The following is a 25,409-nucleotide window of genomic DNA, read 5'->3' on the forward strand; positions in this document are numbered from 1 at the left end:
AGCAGGATGGCACTCCGCCTCCGTGGCTGCGCCCGGAGGCGGAAGGCCGGTAGGCTTTCCGTGTGATCTTCAAGCGCATCGGCAACGGACGGCCGTACCCCGACCACGGCCGGGAAAGCACCCGGCAGTGGGCGGACGTCGCGCCGCGCCCGGTCCGCCTCGATCAGCTCGTGACCACCAAGGGCCAGCTGGACCTCGAGACGCTGCTCGCGGAGGACTCGACGTTCTACGGCGACCTCTTCGCCCACGTCGTGAAGTGGCAGGGCGACCTCTACCTGGAGGACGGACTGCACCGCGCGGTGCGCGCGGCCCTCCAGCAGCGTCAGGTGCTCCACGCCCGCGTGCTCGAACTGGGCTGACCCCGCGCCGGCTCCCGCCGACCCCGTACGGGTGAAACGTCCCGGGCGTTGCATCCGGTCGCGCCCGCGCCCGCTCCGGCCGCGCGGCTGATCCTTTCGGGGCTTTTCGCCACCGTACGGACGCAGTCCACTGATCGTTTAGTAGGCATGGCGTCCGGTCGGCACTACGCTGCGCCCATGAGCATGCTCACTCCCCCCGGTATGGGCGGAAAGTACCGCATCACAGGCAACGCCTATCCCCGGATGCGCCGCCCCCGGAACCGCCGCCGGATCGTCTTCGCGGCACTCGCCGCGGTGGTCGCCCTCGGCCTCGCCGGCTGGGGCACGACGCAGCTCATCGACGCTTTCACCGGCGGCGACGGGAAGACCGCGGCAGCGGCGAAGCAGGCCCGGGAGTGCAAGCCCGCGCCGACCCCTTCCGCCGCACCCGCCCCGCCGGCGCCCCGGCAGATCACGGTGAACGTCTACAACGCGACGCCGCGCAGCGGCCTCGCGAAGGCCGCCGCCGACGAGCTGAAGAAACGTGGCTTCAGGATCGGCAAGGTCGGCAACGCGACCGCCGAGTACGACAAGAAGGTCCCCGGCACCGCGGTGCTCCTCGGCGGCTCGTCCGCGCAGCGGGGCAACTTCAGGGTGCTCGGCACCCAGCTCACGGGCACCCAGCTCAAGACGGACACCCGCACCACGGCCGACGTCGACCTGATCATCGGCACCGCCTACACCGCCCTGTCGGCGAAGAAGGACGCGGACACGGCCCTGGCCGCACTGACCAGGCCCGCGCCCGCGCCCTCCGGGAAGTGCTGAGCGGCCCGGCTCCCGCCGGAACGGGCTCTGCTGGGCCTTTCGTTTGGATCAGGGCGGATCAGCGAGCGGGATCTGGTGCGTGCGATCGCAAGGCGGAGGATGGGGGCACCTCCCGGCCGAAGGCCAGGGGGAGAGTCCACGCGGAGCGTCGACGACCGACGACAACGCGGCATGGGGGCACCTCCCAGCGGTAGCTGGGGGAGTGCGTGCCAGGGCACGTGAGCCCGCCAAGATCCGAACGAGAGGCCCTAGTCGGCGGTGCCGTACATGCGGTCGCCCGCGTCGCCGAGGCCCGGGACGATGTAGCCGTTCTCGTTGAGACGCTCGTCGACCGAGGCCGTCACCACGGTGACCGGCGCCCCGGCCAGCTCGCGCTCCATCACCTCGACGCCCTCGGGCGCGGCGAGGAGCACCACGGCGGTCACGTCGTCGGCGCCCCGCCGGATCAGCTCCCGGATCGCCGCGACCAGGGTGCCGCCGGTGGCGAGCATCGGGTCGAGCACGTACACCTGGCGCCCGGAGAGGTCCTCCGGCATCCGGGTCGCGTACGTCGACGCCTCCAGCGTCTCCTCGTTGCGGATCATGCCGAGGAAGCCCACCTCGGCGGTCGGCAGCAGCCGGACCATGCCGTCCAGCATGCCGAGGCCCGCGCGCAGGATCGGCACCACCAGCGGGCGCGGGTGGGACAGCTTGACACCGGTCGTGCCCGTCACCGGGGTCTCGATGTCGACCTGCTCGGTGCGCACGTCCCGGGTGGCCTCGTACGCGAGCAGGGTGACCAGCTCGTCGGCGAGCCGCCGGAAGGTCGGGGAGTCGGTGCGCCGGTCGCGCAGCGTGGTGAGTTTGTGCGCCACCAGCGGGTGGTCGACGACATGGATCCGCATGGACCCAACCCTAGGGGATGCCGGGCCGGTCACCTCCGGACAGGGCGCCGCGCCCGGGCGCCGGACGGCCCGCGCCGGGCCCCGCGGGGGAGATCCCGCTGGCCAGGGTGGCATCAACCGGTACGGCGGAGGGAAGGTGGAGGCGGACGGAGCCGTCATGGGGTGGTGTGGCCGATGCAGGAAGCCGAACCGGAGCGCGAGAGCGAGACCGACGCGGAGCGCCGCAGGCGGCGCGCCCAGTTCCTGCGCGAGCTGAACGAGGCCAAGGCCCTGCGCGACCGGGTCCAGCCGCGCCGCGCGCGGGCCGCCCGGATGCGCCAGCAGATGCGCATGCGGACCTTCCGCTGGTGACCGCGTGATGGCCCCATAAGGGCCACCTGGCAGAACTGATGGCCGACGCAACGACGGAAGACCTCTCGCAGGGCGCATGTTTCTGCCACGATTCCGGTGGGCGGGGCACGCACACAGCGCACCGCCGGTCGTCACACCTCTGATCAGTGGGAGAGTCACGGTGTACTTCGCCGCACTGCTCGCGCGCACTCATGACGGGTGGGAAGCGAGCGACACAGAGCTCGACGATGTGGAGACCCTGTCGGATCTGACCGACCTGGCCCGCGACGCCTCGGTGGACGAGGACACGGTGCTCGTCTTCATCGAGCAGGAGGACGCCTGGTTCGGCGTCATCAGGATCGAGGGCGAGGAGGACCCTCGTATCTACGTCTCGGACGCGGCCGCGGCCGCACGCTCCTCGTACGGGGAGATCCTGACCAACGAACTGCTCGGCGGGGACGACGACGACCCCGCCGACGACCTGGACGCCCTCGACCTCGACGGCACCGAGGACGGGGAACCGGAACCGGACGAGGAGGAGCAGGTCGCGGGCGTCCCGGCCCAGGGCGGCGAAGCCACCCCGGCGGGCCCGGTCGGCGACCGCGGCATCCTCGCGGACCTCGGACTGCCGGAGAAGGAGCTGCTGGCCCTGGAGACCGACGCCCTGCCCGGGATCGCGGAGGCGCTCGGCGCCGGCGAGGTCCTGGAGACCGTCCGCTAGGGTCTTCCGTCTCGGATCGGGGCAGATCAGTCGGCCCACCGAGATCCGGACGAGAGGCCCTGGCGACCGACCGATGCCCATCCCCCATCCCCCGACGAATCCGCGTGGATCCACCGGCCGGCCCGCCCCGGCCGGCCGGCCGGATCCCGTCCCGGCCGTGCCCGCTGGCACGGCCGGTTCCGCCGACCCCGTGCGCGGCCCGTGGGAGGCCGCGATGCGGCTCGCCCTGGCCGAGGCCGCTCGGGCCGCCGCGGGCGGCGACGTCCCGGTCGGCGCCGTGGTGCTGGCCGCGGACGGCTCGGTCCTCGCCACCGGGCACAACGAACGCGAGGCCGCCGGGGATCCGACCGCGCACGCCGAGGTACTGGCGCTGCGCCGCGCCGCCGCGCGCACCGGCGAGTGGCGGCTGAACGGCTGCACCCTGGTGGTGACCCTGGAGCCGTGCACCATGTGCGCCGGCGCCCTCGTGCAGTCCCGGGTGGACCGGGTCGTCTACGGGGCGCGCGACGAGAAGGCGGGCGCGGCCGGCTCGCTGTGGGACCTGGTCCGCGACCGGCGGCTCAACCACCGTCCCGAGGTCGTCCCCGGCGTGCTGGAGGACGCGTGCTCGCACGCGCTGACGCGCTTCTTCCGGGACCGCGGTCCGGAGCTCTGAGCGGCCGCCCGCCGGCCCCGCGGCACGCTCGTGGCCCCGCCCGGGCGGGACGGCCGCGTCCGCCCCGGATACCGATTTCATCGCACGGCCCACAGTGGGCTAGGATCTCTCCCGGTAGCGTGTCCGAGCGGCCGAAGGAGCTCGCCTCGAAAGCGAGTGTGGGGAAACTCACCGAGGGTTCAAATCCCTCCGCTACCGCTCTCGTCGAAGGGCCCCGGTGCATCGCACCGGGGCCCTTCGCATGTCCTGATCTCGGATTCCCTTGATCCGATGCCGCCCGAGCCTTGACGGGTATGGCTCAAATCGGCTCGGCTAGACTCACGCGTCGCACGGGCGGGCAGGGGCAGCAGGGAGACAGGGGACGATGGCACAGGCGAAGAAGATCGTTCTCTACATAGTCGTCGTCTTCGTGCTGTACACGATCATCACGTCCCCCGCGAAGGCCGCCGACCTGGTCCAGGTAGGGTTCGAGGGCATTTCGAGCGCCGCGCAGGGCGTCGGCGAGTTCATGACCGAACTCGTCAACTAGGACGCCCCACGGCCCCAGGCCGCCCGTCCCCAGGAGCACCCGTGATCCGCCATCTGGTCCTCTTCAAGCTCGACGAGGGCGTCGAGCGCGACGATCCGCGTGCGGTCGCCGGCGCGCAGGCGTTCCGCGACCTCGACAAGGCCGTGCCCGGGCTGGAGTTCTGGGAGTGCGCCTGGAACATCACCGACCGGCCCATCGCCTACGACTTCGCCATCAACTCCGCGGTGGCCGACGCCGACGCCCTGAAGCGGTACATCGAGCACCCGGCGCACCAGGCCGCGGCGGCGATGTGGCGGGAGTTCGCCACGTGGGTGATCGCCGACTACGAGTTCTGAGCGGCCCCGCACGGCCCGCACCCCACCGACCCCCCGCCGGATTCCGGCGGGGGGTCGGTGCGTCCCGGGGGCGGTCCGCCTCCGGGCGCCCCCGCACGGCGTCAACACGGCGTTATCGGGTGCTTGCACACAGTGCACATGTCTTGTGATGCTATGACCGCTTTTGACGGATGAGTTGACTGAAACGACCGTAAAGGGGTGGCGTGACCGTGCCGGCCAGTACTGCGCCTCAGGTGCCGCCCCAGAACGAGCGAGCGGACCAGCCGACCGCCGAACGTCCCGTCGGCGGCCCCCGCACCGGCCTCGCCACGGCCACCCGCACGACCACCGCGGCGCAGAGCCGGGGCGCCGACACCCGGGCCCTGACCCAGGTGCTGTTCGGGCGCCTCAAGACGCTGGAGCCGGGCACCCCCGAGCACTCCCGGGTGCGCGCGGCCCTCATCGAGGCGAACCTGCCGCTGGTGCGCTACGCGGCCGCCCGGTTCCGCTCCCGGAACGAGCCCATGGAGGACGTGGTCCAGGTCGGGACCATCGGCCTGATCAACGCGATCGACCGCTTCGACCCCGACCGGGGCGTGCAGTTCCCGACCTTCGCGATGCCCACCGTGGTCGGCGAGATCAAGCGGTACTTCCGCGACAACGTCCGCACCGTGCATGTGCCCCGGCGGCTGCACGAGCTGTGGGTCCAGGTCAACGGCGCGACCGAGGACCTGACGACGGCCCACGGCCGCTCGCCCACCACCGCCGAGATCGCCGAGCGCCTCAAGATCGGCGAGGACGAGGTGCTCGCCTGCATCGAGGCCGGCCGGTCGTACCACGCGACCTCGCTGGAAGCGGCGCAGGAGGGCGACGGGATGCCCGGCCTGCTGGACCGGCTCGGCTACGAGGACCCCGCGCTGGCGGGCGTCGAGCACCGCGACCTCGTACGGCACCTGCTCGTCCAGCTCCCCGAGCGCGAACAGCGGATCCTGATGCTCCGTTACTACAGCAACCTGACGCAGTCCCAGATCAGTCAGGAGCTGGGCGTCTCGCAGATGCACGTGTCCCGTCTGCTGGCGCGGAGTTTCGCGAGATTGAGATCCGCAAACAGGATCGAAGCGTAAGCAGAACGGGTAGACCCCTGTCGAGTTCCCGACGGGGTCTCAGGCCCCCCGAACCCCCTGTTTCCTGGGCATTTTCACCTGTTACTTGTCGACATGTCACTACAGCGTGTTGCCGACATGTGACATTCTGCGGGAACTGCGTTTGCCGCAGCCCCGCCGCCGGTATTCAGGTGGAAGCTGCGTTCCTCAGCCGGTCGCGGCCACCGCGACCGTCCGCGACCTCAAGGGGGTGGCATGTCCGCAGAACAGGGCAGCTCGAAGGTGCTCACGCGTGAGCCCGGTGCGACGGCACCCGCGTCCGCGCCCGTGCCGTTCGTGCCCGCGCCGTTCGTGCCCGCGACCTCGGAAGCCATCGACACCCGGACCCTGTCCCGCTCCCTGTTCCTCCGGCTCCGCGCGCTGGACGACGAGGGAGCGGCCGACGACAGCCCGGAGCGCACCTACGTGCGCGACACCCTCATCGAGCTCAACCTCCCCCTCGTGCGGTACGCGGCGGCCCGGTTCCGTTCCCGGAACGAGCCGATGGAGGACATCGTCCAGGTCGGGACCATCGGTCTGATCAAGGCGATCGACCGCTTCGACTGCGAACGGGGCGTGGAGTTCCCGACGTTCGCGATGCCCACCGTGGTCGGCGAGATCAAGCGCTTCTTCCGCGACACGTCCTGGTCGGTGCGGGTGCCGCGCCGGCTCCAGGAGCTGCGGCTGGCCCTGACGAAGGCCGGCGACGAGCTCTCCCAGAAGCTCGACCGCTCCCCGACCGTGGCCGAACTCGCGGCCGTGCTCGGGGTGTCGGAGGAGGACGTGGTCGACGGACTCGCCGTGGGCAACGCCTACACGGCCTCCTCGCTGGACTCGCCCTCCCCGGAGGACGACGGCGGCGAGGGTTCGCTCGCGGACCGCCTGGGGTACGAGGACACGGCGCTGGAGGGCGTCGAGTACCGCGAGTCGCTCAAGCCGCTGCTGGCCAAACTCCCGCCCAGGGAGCGGCAGATCATCATGCTCCGGTTCTTCGCGAACATGACCCAGTCGCAGATCGGCGAGGAGGTCGGCATCTCCCAGATGCACGTCTCGCGCCTGCTCACCCGCACGCTGGCCCAGCTGCGGGAGGGGCTGATCGCCGACTGATCGCGGGCTGTCGGGGGCGGCCGCGGGCCGTCCACGGACCGGCCCGGGCCGGAGTCCGTCACAGGGCGAGGACCTGTCAGGGGCGTCGCGCGGCACCGCCGCAGCGGCGCCCCTGACGCGTGCGCGGGGGCAGGGCCGCGGGCGAGGGCCTGGGGCCGGCGTGGGCGGAGGCGCCGCGTGGGCAGGGCGCCGCCCCACCTCCGCCCGGCGCGGGTCCGCGCACACGTGTGCGCGCGCATGCGGGTGCCGCACTCCCGGGCGCGTACGCCCGCCCTCGCGGGCGCGCGCTGTCGCACGGGCGCGCGACGTCGGGCGGAGAGGGCCGGTCCGCGGGGTCCGTCAGGCCAGGGCGAGCCAGGCGACCGCGCCGAGGACGACGAGGGCCGCGATCACACCGACGATCACACCCGTGCGGGACGAGGAGGAGGCGGCCGTGGAGGCGGCCGGACCACCCGCGCGGCCCTGGGGCGCGCCTTCGTCGACGAACGCGCGGAACATCTGGGTGCTGCCCGCGGGGTCGTACGCGCCGTCGGGGCCCTGGCCTTGGGGAGCTTGGGGGTTGTGTGCCATGGGGCAGGACCCTAGCGAACCGTGCCCGGCCGCCCAACCCCGGGCGGCGTCCCGACAGGTCCCGGGACGACGATGACCGTGACATGACTCTGCACATGCAAAGCCTTTTGGGTTCCTTTACCGGATCCGGCCCGTTTTCGTTTGCCTGTAGCAACCAACCGCTTCTATCGTTGCTCTAAGCAACAAGATGTGGAGGGGCCATGGCCGAGCGGAGTCAGTTCGAGGAGCTGGCCCGCCAGCTCAGCGCCGTGGGAGCCGTGAAGCGCAGCCTCGCGCGCATCCTGCCCGCGGACTGCCCCTCCGGCGCCGCCGCCGTGCTCTCGCTGACCAGCCGGTACGGGGAGATGCGGATGGGCCGCCTCGCCGAGCTGCTGGCCGTCGACATGTCGGTGACCAGCAGGCACGTGGCACACGTCGTGGACCGCGGCTGGCTGGAACGCCTGCCCGACCCGGACGACCGGCGCTCGCGCATCCTGCGGCTCACGCCCGCGGGCGAGGAACTGATGGAGGACCTCGGCCGGCGGACCACGGACATGTTCGCGCACCACCTCGGCGACTGGTCCGACGAGGACGTCGGACGGCTCAACGAACTGCTGGCCCGCCTCCGGGAATCCGTCGGGGACTGCCGGGCCCACACCCCCCGTGCACCTGCACGGCAGACGAGTTAAGGAAGTTCATGGCTACGACCACGCCATCCGGTGTGCGGGGCGGCCACGCCAAGCACGGAGGGGGTCCCGCCGCGGCCGGCGGGGCGCCGCCGATGACCCACCGGCAGATCATGGAGGCGCTCTCCGGGCTGCTGCTCGGCATGTTCGTCGCGATCCTCTCGTCGACGATCGTCTCCAACGCCCTGCCCCAGATCATCGGCGACCTCGGCGGCGGCCAGAGCGCCTACACCTGGGTCGTCACCTCCGCGCTGCTCGCCACCACCGCCACCACCCCCCTGTGGGGCAAGCTGTCGGACCTCTTCTCCAAGAAGCTGCTGGTCCAGATAGCCCTGGTGATCTTCGTCCTGGGATCGGTCGTCGCCGGCCTCTCCCAGAACCCGGCCATGCTCATCGCCTGCCGGGTCGTCCAGGGCATCGGCGCCGGCGGTCTCGCCGCGCTCTCCCAGGTCGTGATCGCCGCGATGATCGCCCCCCGCGAGCGCGGCCGCTACAGCGGCTACATCGGTGCGACCTTCGCGGTCGCGACCGTCGGCGGGCCGCTGCTCGGCGGCGTGATCACCGACACCGAGTGGCTGGGCTGGCGCTGGTGCTTCTACGTAGGCGTGCCGTTCGCGGTGCTCGCCCTGATCGTCCTGCAGAAGACGCTCAAGCTGCCGGTCACCCGCCGCAAGGTCAGGATCGACTGGACCGGCGCCTTCCTGATCACCGCCGCCGTCTCGCTGCTGCTGGTCTGGATCACCTTCGCGGGCGACAAGTACGACTGGATGTCGTGGCAGACCTGCGCGATGGTCGCCGGTTCCGTGCTGCTCGGCGCGCTGTTCCTGCTCACCGAGTCCAGGGCGGCCGAACCGATCATCCCGCTGCGGCTGTTCCGCAACCGGACCATCACCCTCGCCTCGCTCGCCTCGCTCTTCGTGGGTGTCGCGATGTTCGCGGGCACCGTCTTCTTCAGCCAGTACTTCCAGCTCGCCCGGGGCGAGTCGCCCACCATGTCCGGCGTGCTGACCATCCCGATGATCGCCGGACTGTTCGTCTCGTCGACCGTCTCCGGGCAGGTCATCACCCGCACCGGCCGCTGGAAGGCGTGGCTCGTCAGCGGCGGCGTGCTGGTCACCGCCGGGCTCGGCCTGCTGGGCACCATGCGGTACGACACCCCGTACTGGCACATCGCGGTCTACATGGCCGTCCTGGGTCTCGGCATCGGCATGATGATGCAGAACCTGGTGCTCTGCACGCAGAACCAGGTCGCCCCGCAGGACCTCGGCGCCGCCAGCTCCGTCGTCACCTTCTTCCGCACCCTCGGCGGCGCCATGGGCGTCTCCGCGCTGGGCGCGGTGCTCGGCACCAAGGTCAGCGACTACGTGCGGGACGGCCTCGCGGCACTCGGTCCCGAGGGCGCGGCCGCCGGCCACGGCGGCACCGGCGGCGGGGGCATCCCCGACCTGGACGCCCTCCCCGAGCCGATCCGCCTGGTGATGGAGAACGCGTACGGGCACGGCGTCGGCGACGTCTTCCTCTACTCGGCCCCGTTCGCGCTGATCGCCCTCGTGCTGACCGTCTTCATCAAGGAGGTCGCCCTGAAGACGCACAACAGCGACCCCGTGCCGCAGACCGCCGCCGCCGTCGAGGCGGCCGCCACCGCGGAAGCCGCCGTGCTCCCCGCGGCGCCCGCCCCCGTGGCGGCCGCCGAGACCGAGCCGCAGCTCAGCGGTCCGTCGGTGGGCGGGATCGTCCGCGGCGCCGAGGGCGCGCCCGTGCCGCAGGCCGCGGTCACGCTGATCTCACCGGCCGGCCGCCAGCTCGGCCGCTCGGTCGCCCGCGCCGACGGCGGCTACGCCCTCGATGCGCCCGGCGCCGGCTCGTACGTGCTGATCGCCTCCGCGGACGGCTTCCAGCCGCAGGCCGCCACGGTGGTCGTCGCGGAGGAGCCGCTGGCCTACGACATCCTGCTCGTCGGCACGAGCGGGCTCGCCGGCCTGGTGCGGTCCGCGGGCGACGGGTCCCCCGTCGACGGCGCGATGGTCGTGGTGACCGACGTGCGGGGCGACGTGCTGGCCACCGGCCGGAGCACCGCGCAGGGCGAGTTCGCCTTCGCCGAGCTGGTGCCCGGCACCGTGACGGTCGCCGTCAGCGCCGAGGGCCACCGCCCGCTGGCCCTGCCGGTCGAGATCGGCGGCCAGGGCGTCACCCGCGTCGAGGCCCTGCTGCGGGCCGGAGCGGTGCTCCGGGGCGTGGTGCGCGGCGCGGGCGGCGGGCCGCTGGCCGACGCCAGGGTCACCCTGGTGGACGCCGCGGGCAACGTCGCCGGCACGGCGACGACCGGCGACGACGGCGCGTACGCCTTCGCCGACCTCGACACCGGGGAGTACACGGTCATCGCGACCGGCTACCCGCCGGCGGCCGGCGCCGTGACGGTCACGGGCTCCGGCCCGGAGGGCCACGACATCGAGCTCGCCCACCCGGGCGAGTGAGACACGGGGGTGCCCCGCCCGGCGCGGGACACCCCGACGGACCCCGGGACGCCGCCCGCCCCCAGCGGAGGCGGGCGGCAGGCCCGGCGGATACGGGCCCCGGAGCGGGGGCGGCAGGCAGGGGACGGCCGGCCGCTCCCGCCCGGGGCCCGGACACGTGACGCCCGCGCGGGACGCGAGGGCGGGAATCGGGATTGGGACATGACACTTCGCGCACAGGTGAGGACCCGGGACGGCTGGGCGGTCCAGCACGCCGTGGTCACCGTCACCGACATGGCCGGCGCCCAGGTGCTGCGGGCACAGGCGGACGAGGACGGCCGGGTCGCCGACCCGGTGGAGCTGCCCGCCGGGGCGTACACGGTGGTGGTCACCGCACTCGGCTACACGCCGGCCGCCTCGACCGCCCTGGTGACCGCGAGCGGACGGGTGGACGCCGGGACGGTGGTGCTCGCCCGCCAGGGCGGGGCCGAACTCCCGCCGCCCGGCGTGTGGACCATCGACCCCGCGCACTCCTCGGTGTCCGCCGTCGTCCAGCACCTGGGCATCTCCAGCGTGCGGGGACGGTTCGGCTCGTTCGGCGGCACCGTCGAGGTCGCCCCCGACCTCGAACGCTCCCGGGTCTCCGCGCTGATCGCGGCCGACTCCGTGGACACCGGCAACGACCTGCGGGACAAGCACCTGCGCTCCCCCGACTTCCTGGACACCGGGAACTTCCCCGAGATCACCTACGTGTCCACCGGTGTGGCGCCCGCCGGCCCCGACCGGTGGACGGTGCACGGCGAGCTGTCGCTGCACGGCGTCGTGCGGCCGGTCCCCCTCGACCTCGTCTGCCTCGGCACCGGCCCCGACCCGTGGGGCGGGGTGCGGGCCGCCTTCCGCGCGACGGCCGAACTCCGCCGCGACGACTTCGCGATGAACTGGAACCAGGTCGTGCAGGCGGGGGTCGCGGCCGTCGGCACGACGCTCAGGGTCGAACTCGACATCCAGGCGGTGCAGGGCGAACGGCTCCCCTGAGGACGGCCCCGCCTCGCGTAGGGTGCCGGACATGGCACGCCACATCGCCACCAACACCACGGTGGACCTGGACCGGTTGCTGGACTTCGTACGCCCCCGCCACCGCGCGCTGCTCCTCACGCGCCGCTCGGACGGGTCGCCGCAGGCGTCACCGCTGACGTGCGGGGTGGACGACGCGGGACGGGTGGTCGTCTCGACGTACCCGGAACGCGCCAAGACCCGCAACGCGCGGCGGGACGAGCGGGTGAGCGTGGTCGTCCTCTCCGATGACTGGAACGGGCCCTGGGTGCAGATCGACGGCACGGCCGAGGTGATCGACTCCCCCGCCTCGGTGGAGCCGCTGGTCGAGTACTTCCGCAACATCTCCGGGGAGCACCCGGACTGGGACGAGTACCGCGCGGCGATGGTGGAGCAGGGGAAGTCGATCATCCGGATCACCCCGGTGCGCTGGGGGCCGATCGCCACCGGCGGCTTCCCGGCGCGGCTCGCGCAGGACTGAGGGCGGGACCGGGAGCCGGCCCGCGGGCCGTCCCGGGAGCCGGGCCCGGGGCCCCGGACCGTCCGGCGGGCGGGCGCGGGGCCGCCCTCGCCGCGGGGCCGCACCGGGGGCCGTACCGGCCCTCCGCGTCACTTCGAGCGGGCCACCATCGCCTCGATGCCCGCCACCAGCAGATCGAGGGCGAACGCGAAGTCCCGCTCCCGCATCTCCTCGACGGTCGCTCCGCCGCGGGCCTCCATGATCTCGGTGGCCTGCTCGAACTCGCGGCTCAGCTCCGGGCGTTCGCCGATGGTCCCCATCGCCCGGCGGAAGTACTCGTCCTGGCTGAGACCGGCGGAGGCGCAGCGCTGCACGAAGTGGCCCTCGATCGTGCCGAAGCCGTAGACGAACTGGAAGACCGCGGCCAGCCCGCCCATCCGGGCGTCGGGGGAGAGGCCGGAACTGCCGATCACCTCCTGCACGGCCCGGGAGAAGGCCAGGGAGTTCGGTCCGATGTTCAGGAAGGTGCCGATCAGCCCGGAGACCCACGGGTGGCGCACCAGCAGGCCGCGGTAGGTGCGCGCGAGGTCGCGCAGCCGGTCCCGCCAGTCCTCCCGTTCGTCCGGACCGGGAAGTTCGAGCCCTTCGAACACCGAGTCGAGGGCGAGCTCCAGCAGGTCGTCCTTGGTCTCGACGTACCAGTAGAGGGACATGGCGGTGACGTCGAGTTCGGCGGCGAGCTTGCGCATCGAGAAGCTGGGCGCCCCGTGCCGGTCGAGCAGGCGCACGGTCGCCTCGATGATCTTGTCGCGGCCGAGTCCGTCCGGCTGGCCGGACCTGCGTCCCCGCTCCCGCCCGGGCCCCTTGGCGAGCCACACGCTCGTCTTGGCGGGGTCCGTCGCGCGGTCGGACGCTGGCACCATCGCGCACCTCCTGGATTCCTGCCGGATGGTCCGGCCGGGCCGGCGGAACTCACCGGTCCGCCCGGCCACGATGCTATGCCTGCGGCTCCGCCCCGTCTGCGGGGCCTTGCGGGAGCCGCTGCCCCGCCGCGCCGCCGGACGGCTGCCCCGCCGCAGGGTCGGACGGGTGTTCCGGCGCCCCGCCGGACGGGTGCTCCCCGCGCCGTGGGGCGTCCCGGCGCTCCGCGCGGCGCAGCAGGGCCGCGGCGAGCAGGCCGCCCGCGAGGACGGCCACCGCTCCGGCCAGCTGGCTCGTCTCCAGGCCGGAGGCGAAGGCGTCCTCGATCCGGGCCCGCTCGCCCGCCCCGTCCGCCCCCGCGAGGGCCGCGGGCAGGGACACCGCGCCGACCGCGGCGGGAGCGAGTGCCGCGAAACGGGAGTTGAGCACGGCGCCGAGCACCGCGACCCCGAGCCCGTTGCCGAACTCGGCGAGGGTGCCGTTGATCCCGGCGCCGACCCCGGCCTTCTCGGGCGGGATCGCGCTCATGATGGCGTTCGCCATCGCGGGCATCGACAGGGCCACACCCGCGCCCATCACGACCAGGCCGAGCAGCATCCCGCCGTAGCCGTGCGAACCGAGCAGCGCGATCGCGGCGAGACCGGCGGCGACCAGGGTCATGCCGTACGCGATGACGGCGGGGGTGCCGAGCCGCGTCACCAGCCGGGCGCCGATCCCCGTGAGGTTGAGCGCGACGACGGTGAGGGCCAGCGGGGCGGTGCGCAGCCCGGCGTCCAGCGGGCCGTAGCCGAGGACGAACTGCAGGTGCTGGGTGAGCAGGAAGAGCGACCCCGTCATGCCGAACGCGACGAGCACCGCGCCGGCGACCGCGCCCGTGAAGCGCTGGTCGCGGAAGAAGTGCATGTCCAGCATCGGGTGCGGGGTCCGCAGCTCCCAGAGGACGAAGCAGCCGAGCACCAGCAGTCCGCCGGCGGCCGCGGCCGTCACCGGGGCGGAGGTCCAGCCGTGCTCGGGGCCGGAGATGATCGCGTAGACGACGGCGGTCATGCCGATCGTGGAGAGCAGTGCGCCGAGCAGGTCGGGCCGGTCGCCCTCGGGGTTGCGGGACTCGGGGACGAGGGCGACGACGGCGAACAGGCCGACGGCGGCGACCGGGATGTTGATCAGGAAGATCGCGCCCCACCAGAAGTGGTCGAGCATCACCCCGCCCACCAGCGGCCCGGCGGCGAAGCCGAGCGAGCTGACGGTGGACCAGAGGGCGATCGCCCTGACCCGCTCGGCGTCGTCGAAGATCTGCACGACGACGGCGAGGGTGGTCGTCATCAGCAGCGCGCCGCCGACGCCCATACCGGCCCGGGCGGCGACGAGTTGGCCCGAGGTGGTGGCGAGGCCCGCGGCGAGCGACCCCGTGCCGAAGACCGCGAGCCCGGCCAACAGCATCTTCTTGCGCCCGTAGCGGTCGGCCGCGTTGCCCGCGGTGAGCAGGAGGCCGGACTGCACGAGCGAGTAGGCGTTGATCATCCACTGGATGTCGGCCGTGGAGGCGTGCAGTTCACGGGTGAGGGAGGGGATGGCGACGGACAGGACGGTGTTGTCCAGCAGCACGGTGAGCTGGGCGAGGCAGATGACGCCGAGGATCAGCCAGCGCTGCGGGTGGCCCGAGGGGGCCGTGCGGTTCGCGGCGGTCGTCGCCGTCATACGGGCTCCTTGTACGGCGTAAGGGGTCGATTCCCTTACACCGTACAAGGAGCCTCGTACGCTGTATAGCGCTATACCGGGTCGGTGAGGTCGTACAGGGTGGCGCCGCCCACGGTGACCTGGGTGAACGTCTCCTGGACCCAGGCCGAGACCGCTGCGGACGTGCCGCCGCCGGGGCCTCCCGCTCCGCCCCCGCCGGTGGCGGTGCCGCCCGCCTCTGCGCCGGCTCCGCCCGGACCGCCCATGCCGCCGCCCGTGCCGCCGGCGATGAACCAGTGGATCCGGCCGTCCGCCACGTACTGCTTGAACCGGGCGAGCGTCGGCGAGGGATCGCTGCCGTTGAAGCCCCCGATCGCCATCACCGGCTTCTCGGTCGCCAGTTGGTAGCTCGCGGCGTTCTGGGAGCCGACGGCGGCGGCCACCCATGTGTACGCGTCCGCGTCCTCGGAGAGCGCCGCCGCGGTCTCGGGGTCGACATCGGCGCCGTTCAGCAGTCCGCCCATGCCACCTCCGCCACCACCGCCACCGCCTCGGCCGGAGCCGTTGCCGGTGCCGGGGCCCGCGGATCCGCCGGTGCCGGTGCCGGCGGGGCCGTTTCCGTCGGTCCCGTCGCCGCCGCCGTCCGGACCTCCGCCCGGGAAGCCGGCCGGCGGGGTGCCGTCGCCCTGCCCCTGGCCCGGTCCGTTGCCTTGGCCCTGGCCGCCCGGGGGCCGCATGCCTCCGTCGTCCCCCCGGCCGCCGAAGCCGCCCCCGGGACCGCCGCCCGGACCGCCCCGGCCGCCCGCCACCGCGGGCCCCGCCGTGACGATCGACCCCGCGTGGCCCTCGCCGAGCGTGGTGACCGTGTACGCCGCGGGCCCGGCGAGCGACGCCGCCAGCCCGAGCGCGGCCGCCCCGAGGGCCACGGCACGCGCCGCCCGGCCCGTCCGGGCGGCGATCAGCAGCCCCACGGCGGCGGCGACGCCGCCGGCCAGCACCGCCGGCCGCAGCCACGGCAGGTAGTCCTCGCTGCGCCCGAGCAGCGTGTACGACCACCAGGCCGTCACGGCGGTCGTCCCGCCGAGCACCGCGGCCGGGAGGGGCCTGGAGCGTTCCTCCCAGAGCATCGTGCTGCCCATGCCCACCAGGGCGGCGACGTAGGGGGCGAGTGCCACCGTGTAGTACTCGTGGAAGATCCCGGCCATGAAGCTGAAGATCGCGGCCGTGACGAGGAGCGCCCCGCCCCAGACGAGGAACGCCGCCCGGACCGTGTCCGTGCGCTGGGCGCGCCGGGTGAGGACGAGGCCCGCGACGAGCAGGATCAGCGCCGCGGGCAGCAGCCAGGCGATCTGGCCGCCGATGTTCCCGGCGAACATCCGGTCGATGCCGGTCTCCCCCCAGCCACCGCCGCCGCGCCCGCCGCCTCCTCCGCCGACGCTGCCGGTCTCCTCGCCGTTGAGGCGGCCGAGTCCGTTGTAGCCGAAGGTGAGTTCGAGGAAGCTGTTGTTCTGGGAGCCGCCGATGTACGGCCGCGAGGACGCCGGCCACCATGCGACGACCGCCACCCACCAGCCGCCCGCCACCACGACGGCCAGCCCTGCGAGGGCGAGCTGGCCGAGCCTGCGACGCAGGGGCGCCGGGGCGCACACCGCGTAGACCAGGGCCAGCGGAGGCAGGATCAGGAACGCCTGGAGCGTCTTGGTCAGGAACGCGAACCCCACGGCCACGCCCGCCCACACGAGCCACGCCGTGCGCGCGCCCTCGAGGGCGCGCAGCACGCAGTAGACCGTCACGGTCATCAGCAGGGCGAGCAGCGCGTCCGGGTTGTTGAACCGGAACATCAGCGCGGCGACCGGCGTCAGCGCGAGCACCGCGCCCGCGATCAGACCCGCCGCGGGGCTGAACCGCCGCCGGACGGCGGCGTGGACGACCCCCACCGTGGCGACGCCCATCAGCACCTCGGGCAGCAGGATCTGCCAGGAGCCCAGTCCGAAGAGCCGCACGGAGAGGGCCATCGGCCACAGGGCGGCCGGGGGCTTGTCGACGGTGATGGAGTTCGCCGCGTCGGAGGAGCCGAAGAAGAACGCCTTCCAGCTCTCGCTGCCCGCCTGCACGGCCGCCGAGTAGAAGGAGTTCGCGTAGCCGGAGGCGCTGAGGTTCCAGAGGTAGGCGAGCCCCGTCAGGAGCAGCAGGGCGAGGAGGGCGGGCCGCGCCCAGCGCGGATCCGCCTCCCGGCCCCGCCACAGGCGTCGGACGGCTCCCGGGCGCGGCGCGAACGGCACGGCGGCGGGGGGACTGGTGGTGGTCATCGTGCGAGTCCTCGGTTCGTCGTCTCGTCGGTGGTCCGGGCGGCAGGCGCCCCCGGCACGGCAGCGGTCCGCGCCGCGGGCGGGGACACCGGGGTGCGGCCGGCGGCCGCGGCGACGGGTGGGGACGGGTCCCCGGCGGGGAGGACCGGGCCGTCGGCGGGGAGAGCCGGGTCGTCGGCGGTCCGCCGTGCCGGGTCACCGGCGGGCGGGGCGGCCGGCTCGTGGCGGCGTTCGGGGAAGACCCAGGCCCGGAAGAGCAGGAACCGCAGCACGGTCGCGGCCAGGTTGGCGGCGATCAGCACGGCGAGCTCCGTGGAGTGGGAGGGATTCCCCGCGGCGGCGTCCAGAGCCGCCAGCGAACCGCTGGTGAGCGCCAGACCGATGCCGAACACGACCAGGCCCTGCGCCTGGTGCCGCACCGCCCGGTCGCGGCCGCGCACGCCGAAGGTGAGCCGCCGGTTGGCCGCGGTGTTGGCGACGGCGGACAGCAGCAGCGCCGCCGCGTTCGCCGCCTGCGGGCCGAGGCCGGTCCGGAAGGCGGTCCAGAGCAGCAGGTACAGCAGCGTCGACAGCACGCCCACCGCGCAGAAGCCCACCAGCTGCCGGGCGAGTCCGCGCGGTACGCCCGGCAGCCGCCGGTCGCGGGGGTCGTCGCCGAACGGACGGGCCAGCCGGTCCAGCGGCAGCGCGCCGACGGCCAGCGCGCGGCCCACCCGCCAGACGCCCTTGAGGTCGTCGGTCGCGGTGCGGACGAGGTGGACGCTGGAGTGCGGGTCGTCCACCCAGTCGACGGGGACCTCGTGGATCCGCAGCCCGGCCCGCTCGGCGAGCACCAGGAGCTCCGTGTCGAAGAACCAGCCGGTGTCCTCGACCATCGGCAGCAGCCGCTCGGCCACGTCCCCGCGGATCGCCTTGAACCCGCACTGCGCGTCGGAGAAGCGTGCGGCGAGCGAGCCCCGCAGGATCAGGTTGTACGTCCGGGAGATGAACTCCCGCTTCGGGCCGCGCACCACCCGTGAGGCACGGGCGAGCCGGGAACCGATCGCCAGGTCGGAGTGCCCGGAGATCAGCGGGGCGACCAGCGGGAGCAGCGCGTTGAGGTCGGTGGACAGGTCCACGTCCATGTAGGCCAGCACCGGGGCGTCCGAGGCCGACCAGACCGTGCGCAGTGCCCGTCCGCGGCCCTTCTGCTCCAGCCGGTGCGACCGCACCTCGGGGAGGCGTGCCGCCAGCGCCGCGGCCACCCGGGGAGTGCGGTCGGTGCTGGCGTTGTCGGCGACGGTGATCCGGAAGCCGTAGGGGAAGGTCCGCGTCAGGTGGTCGTGCAGCCGCAGCACGCACCGTTCGAGATCGGCCTCCTCGTTGTACACGGGGACCACGACGTCGAGCACGGGCGGACCGGCGGCCTCGGCGAGCAGATGCTCACGGGCCGGAAGGGTCCCCCGAGGGGTGTCGGTTCGCATGCCCCCGACACTCCCGGGGGCCGCTGTCACGGCAGTGTGCTGAGCCTGTGCCACGGCTGTGAGCCGGTCGCGGGGCGGCGGGGGCGGCCGGACGGCGGGGGCCCCGCGCGGGGACGGGGCCCGGGGGCGGGGGCGGCGGGGGCCGGACGGCGGGCGGAGGTTCGGACCGGATGCCGCGGGTCCGGCCCGCGGTCCGCTCCGGCCCGCTCCGGGGACGTAAACGGGGTCGGCTACGGGGTCGGCGCCCCCGCCGGGAGCGTCACCGAGAACACGGTGCTCCCGGGGGCCGACCGCACGGCCACCGACCCGCCGTGCGCCGCGACCACTGCCTGCACGATGGCCAGCCCGAGCCCGGTGCCGCCCGCCTGCCGCGAGCGGGAGGCGTCGCCGCGCGCGAAGCGCTCGAAGATGTGCGGACGCAGCTCGACGGGGACCCCGGGCCCGTCGTCCTCGACCTCCAGCAGCACGGCCCCCGGTGCGGGCGTCCGCACCCGGGCCGTGACGACGCTGCCCGGCGGGGTGTGGGTCCGGGCGTTCGCCAGCAGGTTGACCAGCACCTGCTGCAGCCGCGCCGGATCGGCGTGCACGGCCGCCGGGTCGTCCGGCAGTTCGAGGCGCCACACATGGGCGGGCCCCGCCGCACGGGCGTCCGCGACCGCGTCCACGACGAGCGGCGCGAGATCGGTGTCCTCGTACGAGAGCGGCCGCCCCGCGTCGAGACGGGCGAGCAGCAGCAGATCGTCCACCAGCCCGCTCATCCGGGTCGCCTCGGCCTCGATCCGGCCGAGCGCGTGCCGGGTGTCCGACCCGACGAACTCCAGGGTGTCCGCGGTCCCCCGGGCGTGGGCGTCCGCCCGCGTCCCGGGTCCCGCGAGGAGCGTGGCGGTCCCGTCGCGCGCCCAGCGGCGCCGGGTCAGTTCGGCGTACCCGCGGATCGACGCGAGCGGCGTCCGCAGTTCGTGACTGGCGTCCGCGACGAACCGGCGCACCCGCGTCTCGCTCTCCTGCCGCGCGACGAGCGCCGAACCGACGTGTCCCAGCAGCCGGTTGAGCGCCGCGCCGACCTGGCCGACCTCCGTGCGCGGATCCGCCTCCGCCTCGGGCACCCGCTCGTGGAGCGCCACCTCACCGCTGTGCAACGGCAGTTCGCTGACCCTGCGCGCCGTCGCGGCGACCCGCCGCAGCGGCCGCAGCGCCACGGTCACCATGGACGCGCCCGCGAGACCGGCGGCGACCAGGCCCGCCGCGGTCACGCACACCTCGACGACGATCAGCGTGCCGAGCGCGTCCTGCACGTCATCGGTGGGCACGCCGACGAGGAACGAACCTCGTGCGCCGTCCGCGTACTCGACCCGGTACCCGCCCCGGTCGGGCAGTTCCACCGTGTGCGGCTCGCCGTCGCGCGGCACGGACGCCAGCGCCTCGCGCTGCGCCGCCGTGAGCCGCTGCTCGGTCGGTGCGGGTCCGGACGGCACCTCCTGGGTGCTCGCCACCGCGGAGCCCACCCGCCCGTCCGCCCCGACCAGCGCCCCGACGGTCCCGACGGGGGCGCCGCCACCGGTGACGAAGTCCAGCGGTGCCCGGTGGGGAGCGTCGCCGCCCGGCGGCATGACGGCGTCCCCGGCGGGCGGCCCGGCCGCCCGCGCGGCCACGCTGCCGAGCCGGTCGTCCAACTGGCCGTACAGGTAGGTGCGGAAGGCGATCGTGGTCACCGCCCCGATCACCGCGCACACGACCGCGATCAGCAGCACCGCGGAGACGACCAGTCGTGTCCGCAGCGACCACGTCCGGCGGCCGGCGCGCGCCTCAGCCACCGGGCCGCGCCTCCCCGGCCTTGATCAGGTATCCCGCGCCGCGCCGGGTGTGGATCATCGGCTCACGGCCCGCGTCGATCTTGCGGCGCAGATAGGAGATGTACAGCTCGACGACGTTGGCCTGGCCGCCGAAGTCGTAGCTCCACACGCGGTCGAGGATCTGCGCCTTGCTCAGCACCCGCCGGGGGTTGCGCATCAGGTACCGCAGCAGCTCGAACTCGGTCGCCGTCAGATGGATCGAATCCCCGCCGCGCGTCACCTCGTGGCTGTCCTCGTCCAGCGTCAGGTCGCCGACGACGAGCAGCGACTCGCTGTGCACGGCGGCCGCCCGCGAACGCCGGATCAGACCGCGCAGCCGGGCCACCACCTCCTCCAGCGAGAACGGCTTGGTGACGTAGTCGTCACCGCCCGCCGTCAGGCCCGCGATCCGGTCCTCGACGGCGTCGCGGGCGGTCAGGAACAGCACGGGCACGTCCGGCTGGTCGCGGCGCAGCCGCCCCAGCACCGTGAGGCCGTCCATGTCCGGCAGCATCACGTCCAGCACGACCGCGTCCGGCCGGAACTCCCGTGCCGCGCGCAGTGCCCCGGTACCGTCCGGCGCGCTGCGCACGTCCCATCCCTCGTAGCGGAGGGCCATCGACAGCAGCTCGCCGATCGGCGCCTCGTCGTCCACGACGAGCACCCGGACGGCGCTGCCGTCCGGCCTGAGCAGTTCGGTGCGCCCCTGGGGCGAGGTGATGGTCATACGGACACGGTGCGGGGCCGTCCTGAGAGCGTTCTTGCCCGAACCTGTGAATTCCCTGAGAAACGCCCCGGCCCCGGTCCCGCAGCACCGTCCGGACCGTTCCCGCAGCACCGTCCGGACCCGTCCGGCGGGGCGGCACGTCACCACGACCCGGCACCGGACACGCGCACGCCCACCGGCACCACGCCCCGGCACCGGACAACGCCCCACCGGCTCCCGTCCTCCCGTCCTCCCGGAGGCGGGAACCGGCCCGAAAGGCAGGATCCGGCTCAGGCCGCGCGCAGCAGGGCCGCTCCGTTGTCGTGGCACACGGCCCGCAGCCAGTCGTCCCCGAGGTCCAGCCGCTCCAGCGCCGTCAGCTGGTGCAGATAGGGATACGGGATGTTGGGGAAGTCCGTCCCGAGCACGATCCGGTCGCCGAGCGCCGCGAGCCGCGGCCGCTCCGCCGCCGGGAACGGCGCCAGCGCCTCGCTGAAGTCCGTGAACGCCATCGTGGTGTCCAGGCACACACCCGCGTACCGCTCGGCGAGTCCCAGGAAGTCGGCGTACTCGGGCATCCCCATGTGGGCCACCACCAGCCGCAGCCGGGGATGGCGTGCCAGCACCCGCCCGACCGGCTCGGGCCCGGTGTGCTTGCCCGGGGCCGGCCCGGAGCCGCAGTGGATCACCACCGGCACCCCGGCGTCGGCGAGCAGCCCCCACGCCGGGTCGAGCAGCGGATCCGCCGGGTCGTAGGCCCCCACCTGCACATGGGCCTTGAACACCCGCACCCCGGCCTCGACGGCGTCCCGGACGTAGGCGGCCACGCCGTCCTCCGGGAACAGCGTCGCGGTGTGGGCGCAGTCGGGGGTGCGCGCGGCGAAGCCGGCCGCCCACCCGTTGAGCCAGCGGGCCATGCCGGGCTTGTGCGGGTACAGCATGGAGGTGAAGACGCGCACCCCGAAGTCCCGCAGCAGAGCGACGCGTTCGTCCTCGTCGTGCCGGTAGGAGATGGGCCACTCCAGGCCCGTCAGCGGGCCCACCGCGTCGAAGTACGCCCACACCTTGCGCAGCACCCGCTCGGGCATGAAGTGGGTGTGGACGTCGACCAGACCGGGCAGCCCGAGCCGCGTCCAGAACTCCCGTACCTCCGCCGCCTCTCCGGGCCCGGTCGGCACCGCGCCCTCCGCCTCACACACGGGGGCCGCCCGCGGGTGTCCGCCCGAGGCGCCCTCCGGCACCCCGCAGCGCGCCGGACGTCACAGAGGACCGGACGTCACACGGCGGGCCGCTGCCCGCCCCTGATCGGATGCACATGACGATCACCCTCCGGCCCCGCCCCGTCCGCTGTCCACCCCCGGGTGCGGGCCGCCTCCGGGAGGCACCTCCCCGCCCGCCGCGGCCCGTCACGGCCGCACCGTCGCCGCCCCCGCAACGGGCCCCGCCCTGCCGGGCGGCCGGCCGCCCTCAGAAGAGCCCGCCCTGCTCCGCCCGGACGGCGGGCAGCGCCCGCACCGGCACCCCGGCCCCGGCGTCCGCACCCGCCCGGACCAGCGACCAGCCGGTCAGCAGCCGGGTGTCCACCACCACGACCCCGCCGTCCGGCGTCCGCAGATGGAGGTCGGGCCCGGCCGCGGCCACCAGCCGCCCCCCGACCGCCCCGCCGTCCACCAGCTCCCGCACCACCGCCGTCGCCGGCGGCAGCCCGTCGAGCCCGAACACGCCCGCGTGGTCCACGACCCGGCACTCCAGCCGCTCCAGCGTCTCCGCCCAGCCCGGCAGGGCCGCGGCCCGCGCGTGCAGGGCGGCCACCTCGGCCGCACGGTCCGCGCGCTGCGGCAGGTCCGCCCGTACGGCCCGCTTGGCGTCGTACGGAATCCGGTCGGGCACCCCGAGCGCGGCCCGCAGCAGTTCCTCCGTCCGCCGGGCGGCCATCAGCGGCCCACGCCCCAGCCAGCTGTACGCCACCGCCCCCTGCTCCCGCAGCCGCGCCGCCCCGCGCGCCTCGCCGGTGATCCCGACCTTCACCAGGCCCGGCCCGAACCAGGCCAGGTACACCCGGTAGGGCCGCGGATCGTCGGGCATCGTGTCGGCGGCCACCGAGTGGGCCCGGTCCAGACGGGCGCACTCGGCGCAGCGCGCCTGCGTCGTCCGCCCGGAGACCGGGGCCGCGAGGGGGCAGGCGTTGCCCCTGGCGCCGACGCAGCGCCGCACGCCCAGCGCCCGGAAGCCGATCTCCCGTCCGGCGGTCAGCGGGCTCACCCGCCCGCCCTCCCAGCGCAGCACGGCACCCGGCCCGTCCTCCGGCCAGGCCGAACCCTCGCACCGCCACACGGCGTCCGCCGCCTTCCCCGGGGAACCCACCGGCGCAGCCGTCCGCCCGCCGCTCACCCCTCGCCGGGGGCGTACGCGTCGGCAGCGGCCCGGATCCCCGCGACGTACTCCCGCCAGTGCTCGTCGTCGCCCTGGGCCTCCCGGTCTGATCCGCCCTTCCCGTCGACGAGTTCGCGCACGATGTCGGCGTGACCCGCGTGCTGCGCGGTCTCCGCCACCATCCGGACGAGCAGCACGCCGAGCGTGGTCCCGCGGCGCTCCTCGGGCCAGTGGGCCACCGAGCCGGGCGAGTCCAGCTCCAGCTCCCCGATGGTGCGGTCGCCGTGGGCGCAGGCACGCCGGTACAGCCCGATCAGGTACTCGCTCGACTCGTCCGCCCTGGCCCACATGTCCGCGCCGTCCCAGACCGACCCGTCCTCGATCCACGCCATCTTCTCCGGCGCCGGCCGCCCGAACGCCTCGCCGAGATAGGCGTACTCCACGCCCGCCAGATGCTTCACCAGCCCGAGCAGACTCGTGCCGCTCGGCGTCAGCGGCCGGCGCAGGTCGTACTCGCCCAGCCCGTCGAGCCGCGACAGCAGCCCGGCCCGCGCCTCATGCAGCTTGCGGTGCAGCTCGTCCTTCAGATCCACCACGATCGCCTCCGGCCTTCCGCGTCCCGTGCCAGGGCGCGCCCCACGCCCGGCCACTCGCGAGGCACGGTACGCCCCGCCACCGACACCGCCCGGGAAGAGCACGGGACCCGACAACGCGAGAGGCCCCGGACTCTCGTCCGGGGCCTCTCGCCTGCTGTGCACTCGGCAGGATTCGAACCTGCAACCTTCTGATCCGTAGTCAGATGCTCTATCCGTTAAGCTACGAGTGCTTGTGCTTCCCGGGCTTTTCTGCCTGGTCGGCGTTGCGGGAACAACATTACATGACCTGCGCCGTCACGCGAAATCCGTTAACCACACCCCGCCTGACCTGCACAAACACCCGAACGGCGGCTTGTCGTCCCCGCCGCGGGGGACCAGGCGGACAACCTGCGGGACGGCCCACAGGCAGCACACGGGCACAGCACACGGGCACAGCACACGGGACGCGGCGGCGCGCGGGCGGCGGAAGCTGCGGCGGAAGGCACCGGGGCCGCGGCCAACCTGACGGAGCGAGCGGCGACGGCGGAGCAACAGCGCGGCACCAGCCCCCGGCGGGCACCAGCGCGGACGGAACGGGCCCGGGCCCGTTCGCCACGTACGCCACGTACGCCGGGGAACGACCGAAGCCCCGGCCGGAGGGCCGGGGCTTCGGTGATCTGACGGCGGAGGCGGAGGGATTTGAACCCTCGATGGGCTTTAAGGCCCAAACCGCATTAGCAGTGCGGCGCCATAGACCGGACTAGGCGACGCCTCCAGCACACCCGCGCGAGCGCGGATGGTGCGTGCAGATGATGACACAGCCCTGCGGCTCGCCACCAATCGCCGTCCACGGTACTAGGCGCCGGCCCCGCAGGGCAAAGCACTTGCGGTTGCGCAACGCCGGGGCGTGCGCAGCGTTAGAGATGCCGGGGCCAAGGTCCCCGGCATCTCCCGTGATCGTCAGGAGTCCCCCATGCTGCGCCGTCTCGTCCTCACCGCCACCGTGTCCGCCGCCGCGCTCGCCGCCGCCGTGCCCGCCGCGGTCGCGATCACTCCGCCGCTGCCCGTGCCGCTGCCGCTCCCCGTCCTCGTGCCGGCCGACGACACGCCCGAGGACGGCCCCGACCGGCTGAGCCTCGTGGTCTCGCAGACCGGGAACACCCGGACGGACGGCAGATACGAGCTGGAATGCGGACCGGCCGGCGGGACCCACCCCTCGGCGGTGTCGGCCTGCGAGCGGCTCGACGCCTTCGCACGCGAGGGGGCCGACCCGTTCGCGCCGGTGCCCGAGGGGCAGATGTGCACCCAGCAGTTCGGCGGGCCGGCCACCGCCCGGGTCACCGGGACCTGGCGGGGACGCCCGGTCGACGCCGTGTTCGACCGGTCCGACGGCTGCGAGATCTCGCGGTGGCAGGCACTGGAGCCGGTACTGCCCGACACCAGGTCATAGGCGCGGGGCGTACGCCGTCCGCACACAACCTTGGTGAGAGCTCCCCCTCATCCACCG

25 protein-coding genes and 3 tRNA genes are annotated in these 25,409 nt (G+C 74.0%); 15 read left to right on the forward strand and 13 right to left on the reverse strand.

Going from position 1 to position 25,409, the window contains the following annotated elements:
* The first annotated feature begins 62 nt into the window (after nucleotides 1-62).
* Together IAG43_RS15125 and IAG43_RS15130 are read left to right on the forward strand one after the other, a co-directional pair.
* Entirely contained in the window at nucleotides 63-359 is a 297-nt protein-coding gene (locus IAG43_RS15125) for a type II toxin-antitoxin system VapB family antitoxin (protein WP_003955420.1), read from the forward strand.
* A gap of 177 nt (nucleotides 360-536) precedes the next feature.
* Nucleotides 537-1,163, forward strand: coding sequence for a LytR C-terminal domain-containing protein (locus IAG43_RS15130; protein ID WP_246574356.1), 627 nt, complete (start codon nucleotides 537-539; stop codon nucleotides 1,161-1,163).
* Nucleotides 1,164-1,411: 248 nt separating this feature from the next.
* On the opposite strand, the gene upp is transcribed toward IAG43_RS15130, so the two are convergent.
* Entirely contained in the window at nucleotides 1,412-2,047 is a 636-nt protein-coding gene (gene upp / locus IAG43_RS15135; protein WP_187741251.1) for a uracil phosphoribosyltransferase, read from the reverse strand.
* A 174-nt stretch (nucleotides 2,048-2,221) separates the two neighbouring features.
* Between upp and IAG43_RS15140 the strand changes: the two genes are divergently transcribed.
* The 8 genes from IAG43_RS15140 to IAG43_RS15175 all read left to right on the forward strand — a co-directional run bounded on the left by IAG43_RS15140 (nucleotide 2,222) and on the right by IAG43_RS15175 (nucleotide 6,845).
* Nucleotides 2,222-2,398, forward strand: coding sequence for a hypothetical protein (locus IAG43_RS15140; RefSeq protein WP_187741252.1), 177 nt, complete (start codon nucleotides 2,222-2,224; stop codon nucleotides 2,396-2,398).
* 160 nt (nucleotides 2,399-2,558) lie between these two features.
* Nucleotides 2,559-3,098, forward strand: coding sequence for a tRNA adenosine deaminase-associated protein (locus IAG43_RS15145; protein WP_187741253.1), 540 nt, complete (start codon nucleotides 2,559-2,561; stop codon nucleotides 3,096-3,098).
* Nucleotides 3,099-3,312: 214 nt separating this feature from the next.
* Nucleotides 3,313-3,753 (forward strand): tRNA adenosine(34) deaminase TadA, encoded by a 441-nt coding sequence (gene tadA / locus IAG43_RS15150; RefSeq protein WP_246574742.1) that lies wholly within the window; start codon nucleotides 3,313-3,315, stop codon nucleotides 3,751-3,753.
* Between the two features lie 113 nt (nucleotides 3,754-3,866).
* Nucleotides 3,867-3,951, forward strand: a tRNA-Ser gene (locus tag IAG43_RS15155).
* A 166-nt stretch (nucleotides 3,952-4,117) separates the two neighbouring features.
* Nucleotides 4,118-4,282 carry a hypothetical protein gene (locus IAG43_RS15160; protein WP_187741255.1) on the forward strand — a complete coding sequence of 55 codons (165 nt, stop codon included), beginning with the start codon at nucleotides 4,118-4,120 and terminating at the stop codon, nucleotides 4,280-4,282.
* A gap of 41 nt (nucleotides 4,283-4,323) precedes the next feature.
* Nucleotides 4,324-4,617 carry a Dabb family protein gene (locus tag IAG43_RS15165; RefSeq protein WP_187741256.1) on the forward strand — a complete coding sequence of 98 codons (294 nt, stop codon included), beginning with the start codon at nucleotides 4,324-4,326 and terminating at the stop codon, nucleotides 4,615-4,617.
* Nucleotides 4,618-4,826: 209 nt separating this feature from the next.
* Nucleotides 4,827-5,720, forward strand: coding sequence for an RNA polymerase sigma factor SigF (locus IAG43_RS15170; protein ID WP_187741257.1), 894 nt, complete (start codon nucleotides 4,827-4,829; stop codon nucleotides 5,718-5,720).
* A gap of 234 nt (nucleotides 5,721-5,954) precedes the next feature.
* Nucleotides 5,955-6,845 carry an RNA polymerase sigma factor SigF gene (locus IAG43_RS15175; RefSeq protein ID WP_187741258.1) on the forward strand — a complete coding sequence of 297 codons (891 nt, stop codon included), beginning with the start codon at nucleotides 5,955-5,957 and terminating at the stop codon, nucleotides 6,843-6,845.
* Nucleotides 6,846-7,184: 339 nt separating this feature from the next.
* On the opposite strand, the gene IAG43_RS15180 is transcribed toward IAG43_RS15175, so the two are convergent.
* Nucleotides 7,185-7,415, reverse strand: coding sequence for a hypothetical protein (locus IAG43_RS15180; protein ID WP_187741259.1), 231 nt, complete (start codon nucleotides 7,413-7,415; stop codon nucleotides 7,185-7,187).
* A 200-nt stretch (nucleotides 7,416-7,615) separates the two neighbouring features.
* Here IAG43_RS15180 and IAG43_RS15185 point away from each other — a divergent pair, with 200 nt between their 5' ends.
* From IAG43_RS15185 to IAG43_RS15200, 4 genes are all read left to right on the forward strand, one after another.
* A complete protein-coding gene (locus IAG43_RS15185) occupies nucleotides 7,616-8,083 on the forward strand; it encodes a MarR family winged helix-turn-helix transcriptional regulator (RefSeq protein ID WP_187741260.1) in 468 nt (155 codons plus the stop codon).
* A 92-nt stretch (nucleotides 8,084-8,175) separates the two neighbouring features.
* Nucleotides 8,176-10,554 (forward strand): MFS transporter, encoded by a 2,379-nt coding sequence (locus IAG43_RS15190; protein WP_484600524.1) that lies wholly within the window; start codon nucleotides 8,176-8,178, stop codon nucleotides 10,552-10,554.
* A 201-nt stretch (nucleotides 10,555-10,755) separates the two neighbouring features.
* A complete protein-coding gene (locus IAG43_RS15195) occupies nucleotides 10,756-11,568 on the forward strand; it encodes a YceI family protein (RefSeq protein ID WP_187741262.1) in 813 nt (270 codons plus the stop codon).
* Between the two features lie 31 nt (nucleotides 11,569-11,599).
* Entirely contained in the window at nucleotides 11,600-12,067 is a 468-nt protein-coding gene (locus IAG43_RS15200; RefSeq protein WP_187741263.1) for a PPOX class F420-dependent oxidoreductase, read from the forward strand.
* Between the two features lie 128 nt (nucleotides 12,068-12,195).
* Here the strand turns inward: IAG43_RS15200 and IAG43_RS15205 are convergent, their stop codons facing one another.
* From IAG43_RS15205 to IAG43_RS15255, 11 genes are all read right to left on the reverse strand, one after another.
* Nucleotides 12,196-12,969, reverse strand: coding sequence for a TetR/AcrR family transcriptional regulator (locus IAG43_RS15205; RefSeq protein WP_187741264.1), 774 nt, complete (start codon nucleotides 12,967-12,969; stop codon nucleotides 12,196-12,198).
* A gap of 73 nt (nucleotides 12,970-13,042) precedes the next feature.
* Nucleotides 13,043-14,665 (reverse strand): MFS transporter, encoded by a 1,623-nt coding sequence (locus IAG43_RS15210; RefSeq protein WP_187741265.1) that lies wholly within the window; start codon nucleotides 14,663-14,665, stop codon nucleotides 13,043-13,045.
* Between the two features lie 71 nt (nucleotides 14,666-14,736).
* On the reverse strand, nucleotides 14,737-16,953 hold the full coding sequence (locus IAG43_RS15215; RefSeq protein WP_187741266.1) for a glycosyltransferase family 39 protein: 2,217 nt from the start codon (nucleotides 16,951-16,953) through the stop codon (nucleotides 14,737-14,739).
* On the reverse strand, nucleotides 16,950-18,416 hold the full coding sequence (locus tag IAG43_RS15220; protein ID WP_187741267.1) for a bifunctional glycosyltransferase family 2/GtrA family protein: 1,467 nt from the start codon (nucleotides 18,414-18,416) through the stop codon (nucleotides 16,950-16,952). The genes IAG43_RS15215 and IAG43_RS15220 overlap by 4 nt, the downstream gene beginning before the upstream one ends.
* A 230-nt stretch (nucleotides 18,417-18,646) precedes the next feature.
* Nucleotides 18,647-20,230, reverse strand: a complete 1,584-nt coding sequence (locus IAG43_RS15225) for a sensor histidine kinase (protein ID WP_187741268.1) — start codon at nucleotides 20,228-20,230, stop codon at nucleotides 18,647-18,649.
* Nucleotides 20,223-20,975, reverse strand: a complete 753-nt coding sequence (locus IAG43_RS15230; RefSeq protein WP_246574357.1) for a response regulator transcription factor — start codon at nucleotides 20,973-20,975, stop codon at nucleotides 20,223-20,225. Before IAG43_RS15230 ends, IAG43_RS15225 begins: the two co-directional genes overlap by 8 nt.
* 269 nt (nucleotides 20,976-21,244) lie before the next feature.
* Nucleotides 21,245-22,132 (reverse strand): amidohydrolase family protein, encoded by an 888-nt coding sequence (locus IAG43_RS15235; RefSeq protein ID WP_246574358.1) that lies wholly within the window; start codon nucleotides 22,130-22,132, stop codon nucleotides 21,245-21,247.
* 289 nt (nucleotides 22,133-22,421) lie between these two features.
* On the reverse strand, nucleotides 22,422-23,318 hold the full coding sequence (locus IAG43_RS15240) for a DUF2797 domain-containing protein (protein WP_425508605.1): 897 nt from the start codon (nucleotides 23,316-23,318) through the stop codon (nucleotides 22,422-22,424).
* A gap of 23 nt (nucleotides 23,319-23,341) precedes the next feature.
* Nucleotides 23,342-23,923 carry a DinB family protein gene (locus tag IAG43_RS15245; protein ID WP_187741270.1) on the reverse strand — a complete coding sequence of 194 codons (582 nt, stop codon included), beginning with the start codon at nucleotides 23,921-23,923 and terminating at the stop codon, nucleotides 23,342-23,344.
* A 157-nt stretch (nucleotides 23,924-24,080) separates the two neighbouring features.
* Nucleotides 24,081-24,153, reverse strand: a tRNA-Arg gene (locus tag IAG43_RS15250).
* A 433-nt stretch (nucleotides 24,154-24,586) separates the two neighbouring features.
* Nucleotides 24,587-24,677 (reverse strand) — tRNA-Ser (locus IAG43_RS15255).
* A 198-nt stretch (nucleotides 24,678-24,875) separates the two neighbouring features.
* Here IAG43_RS15255 and IAG43_RS15260 point away from each other — a divergent pair.
* The gene (locus IAG43_RS15260) at nucleotides 24,876-25,352 is read left to right on the forward strand and encodes an SSI family serine proteinase inhibitor (protein WP_187741271.1); all 477 of its coding nucleotides are present in this window, start codon (nucleotides 24,876-24,878) and stop codon (nucleotides 25,350-25,352) included.
* The last annotated feature ends 57 nt before the right edge of the window (nucleotides 25,353-25,409 follow it).

It is taken from the genome of Streptomyces genisteinicus (assembly GCF_014489615.1).
Classification (GTDB): Bacteria; Actinomycetota; Actinomycetes; order Streptomycetales; family Streptomycetaceae; genus Streptomyces; species Streptomyces genisteinicus.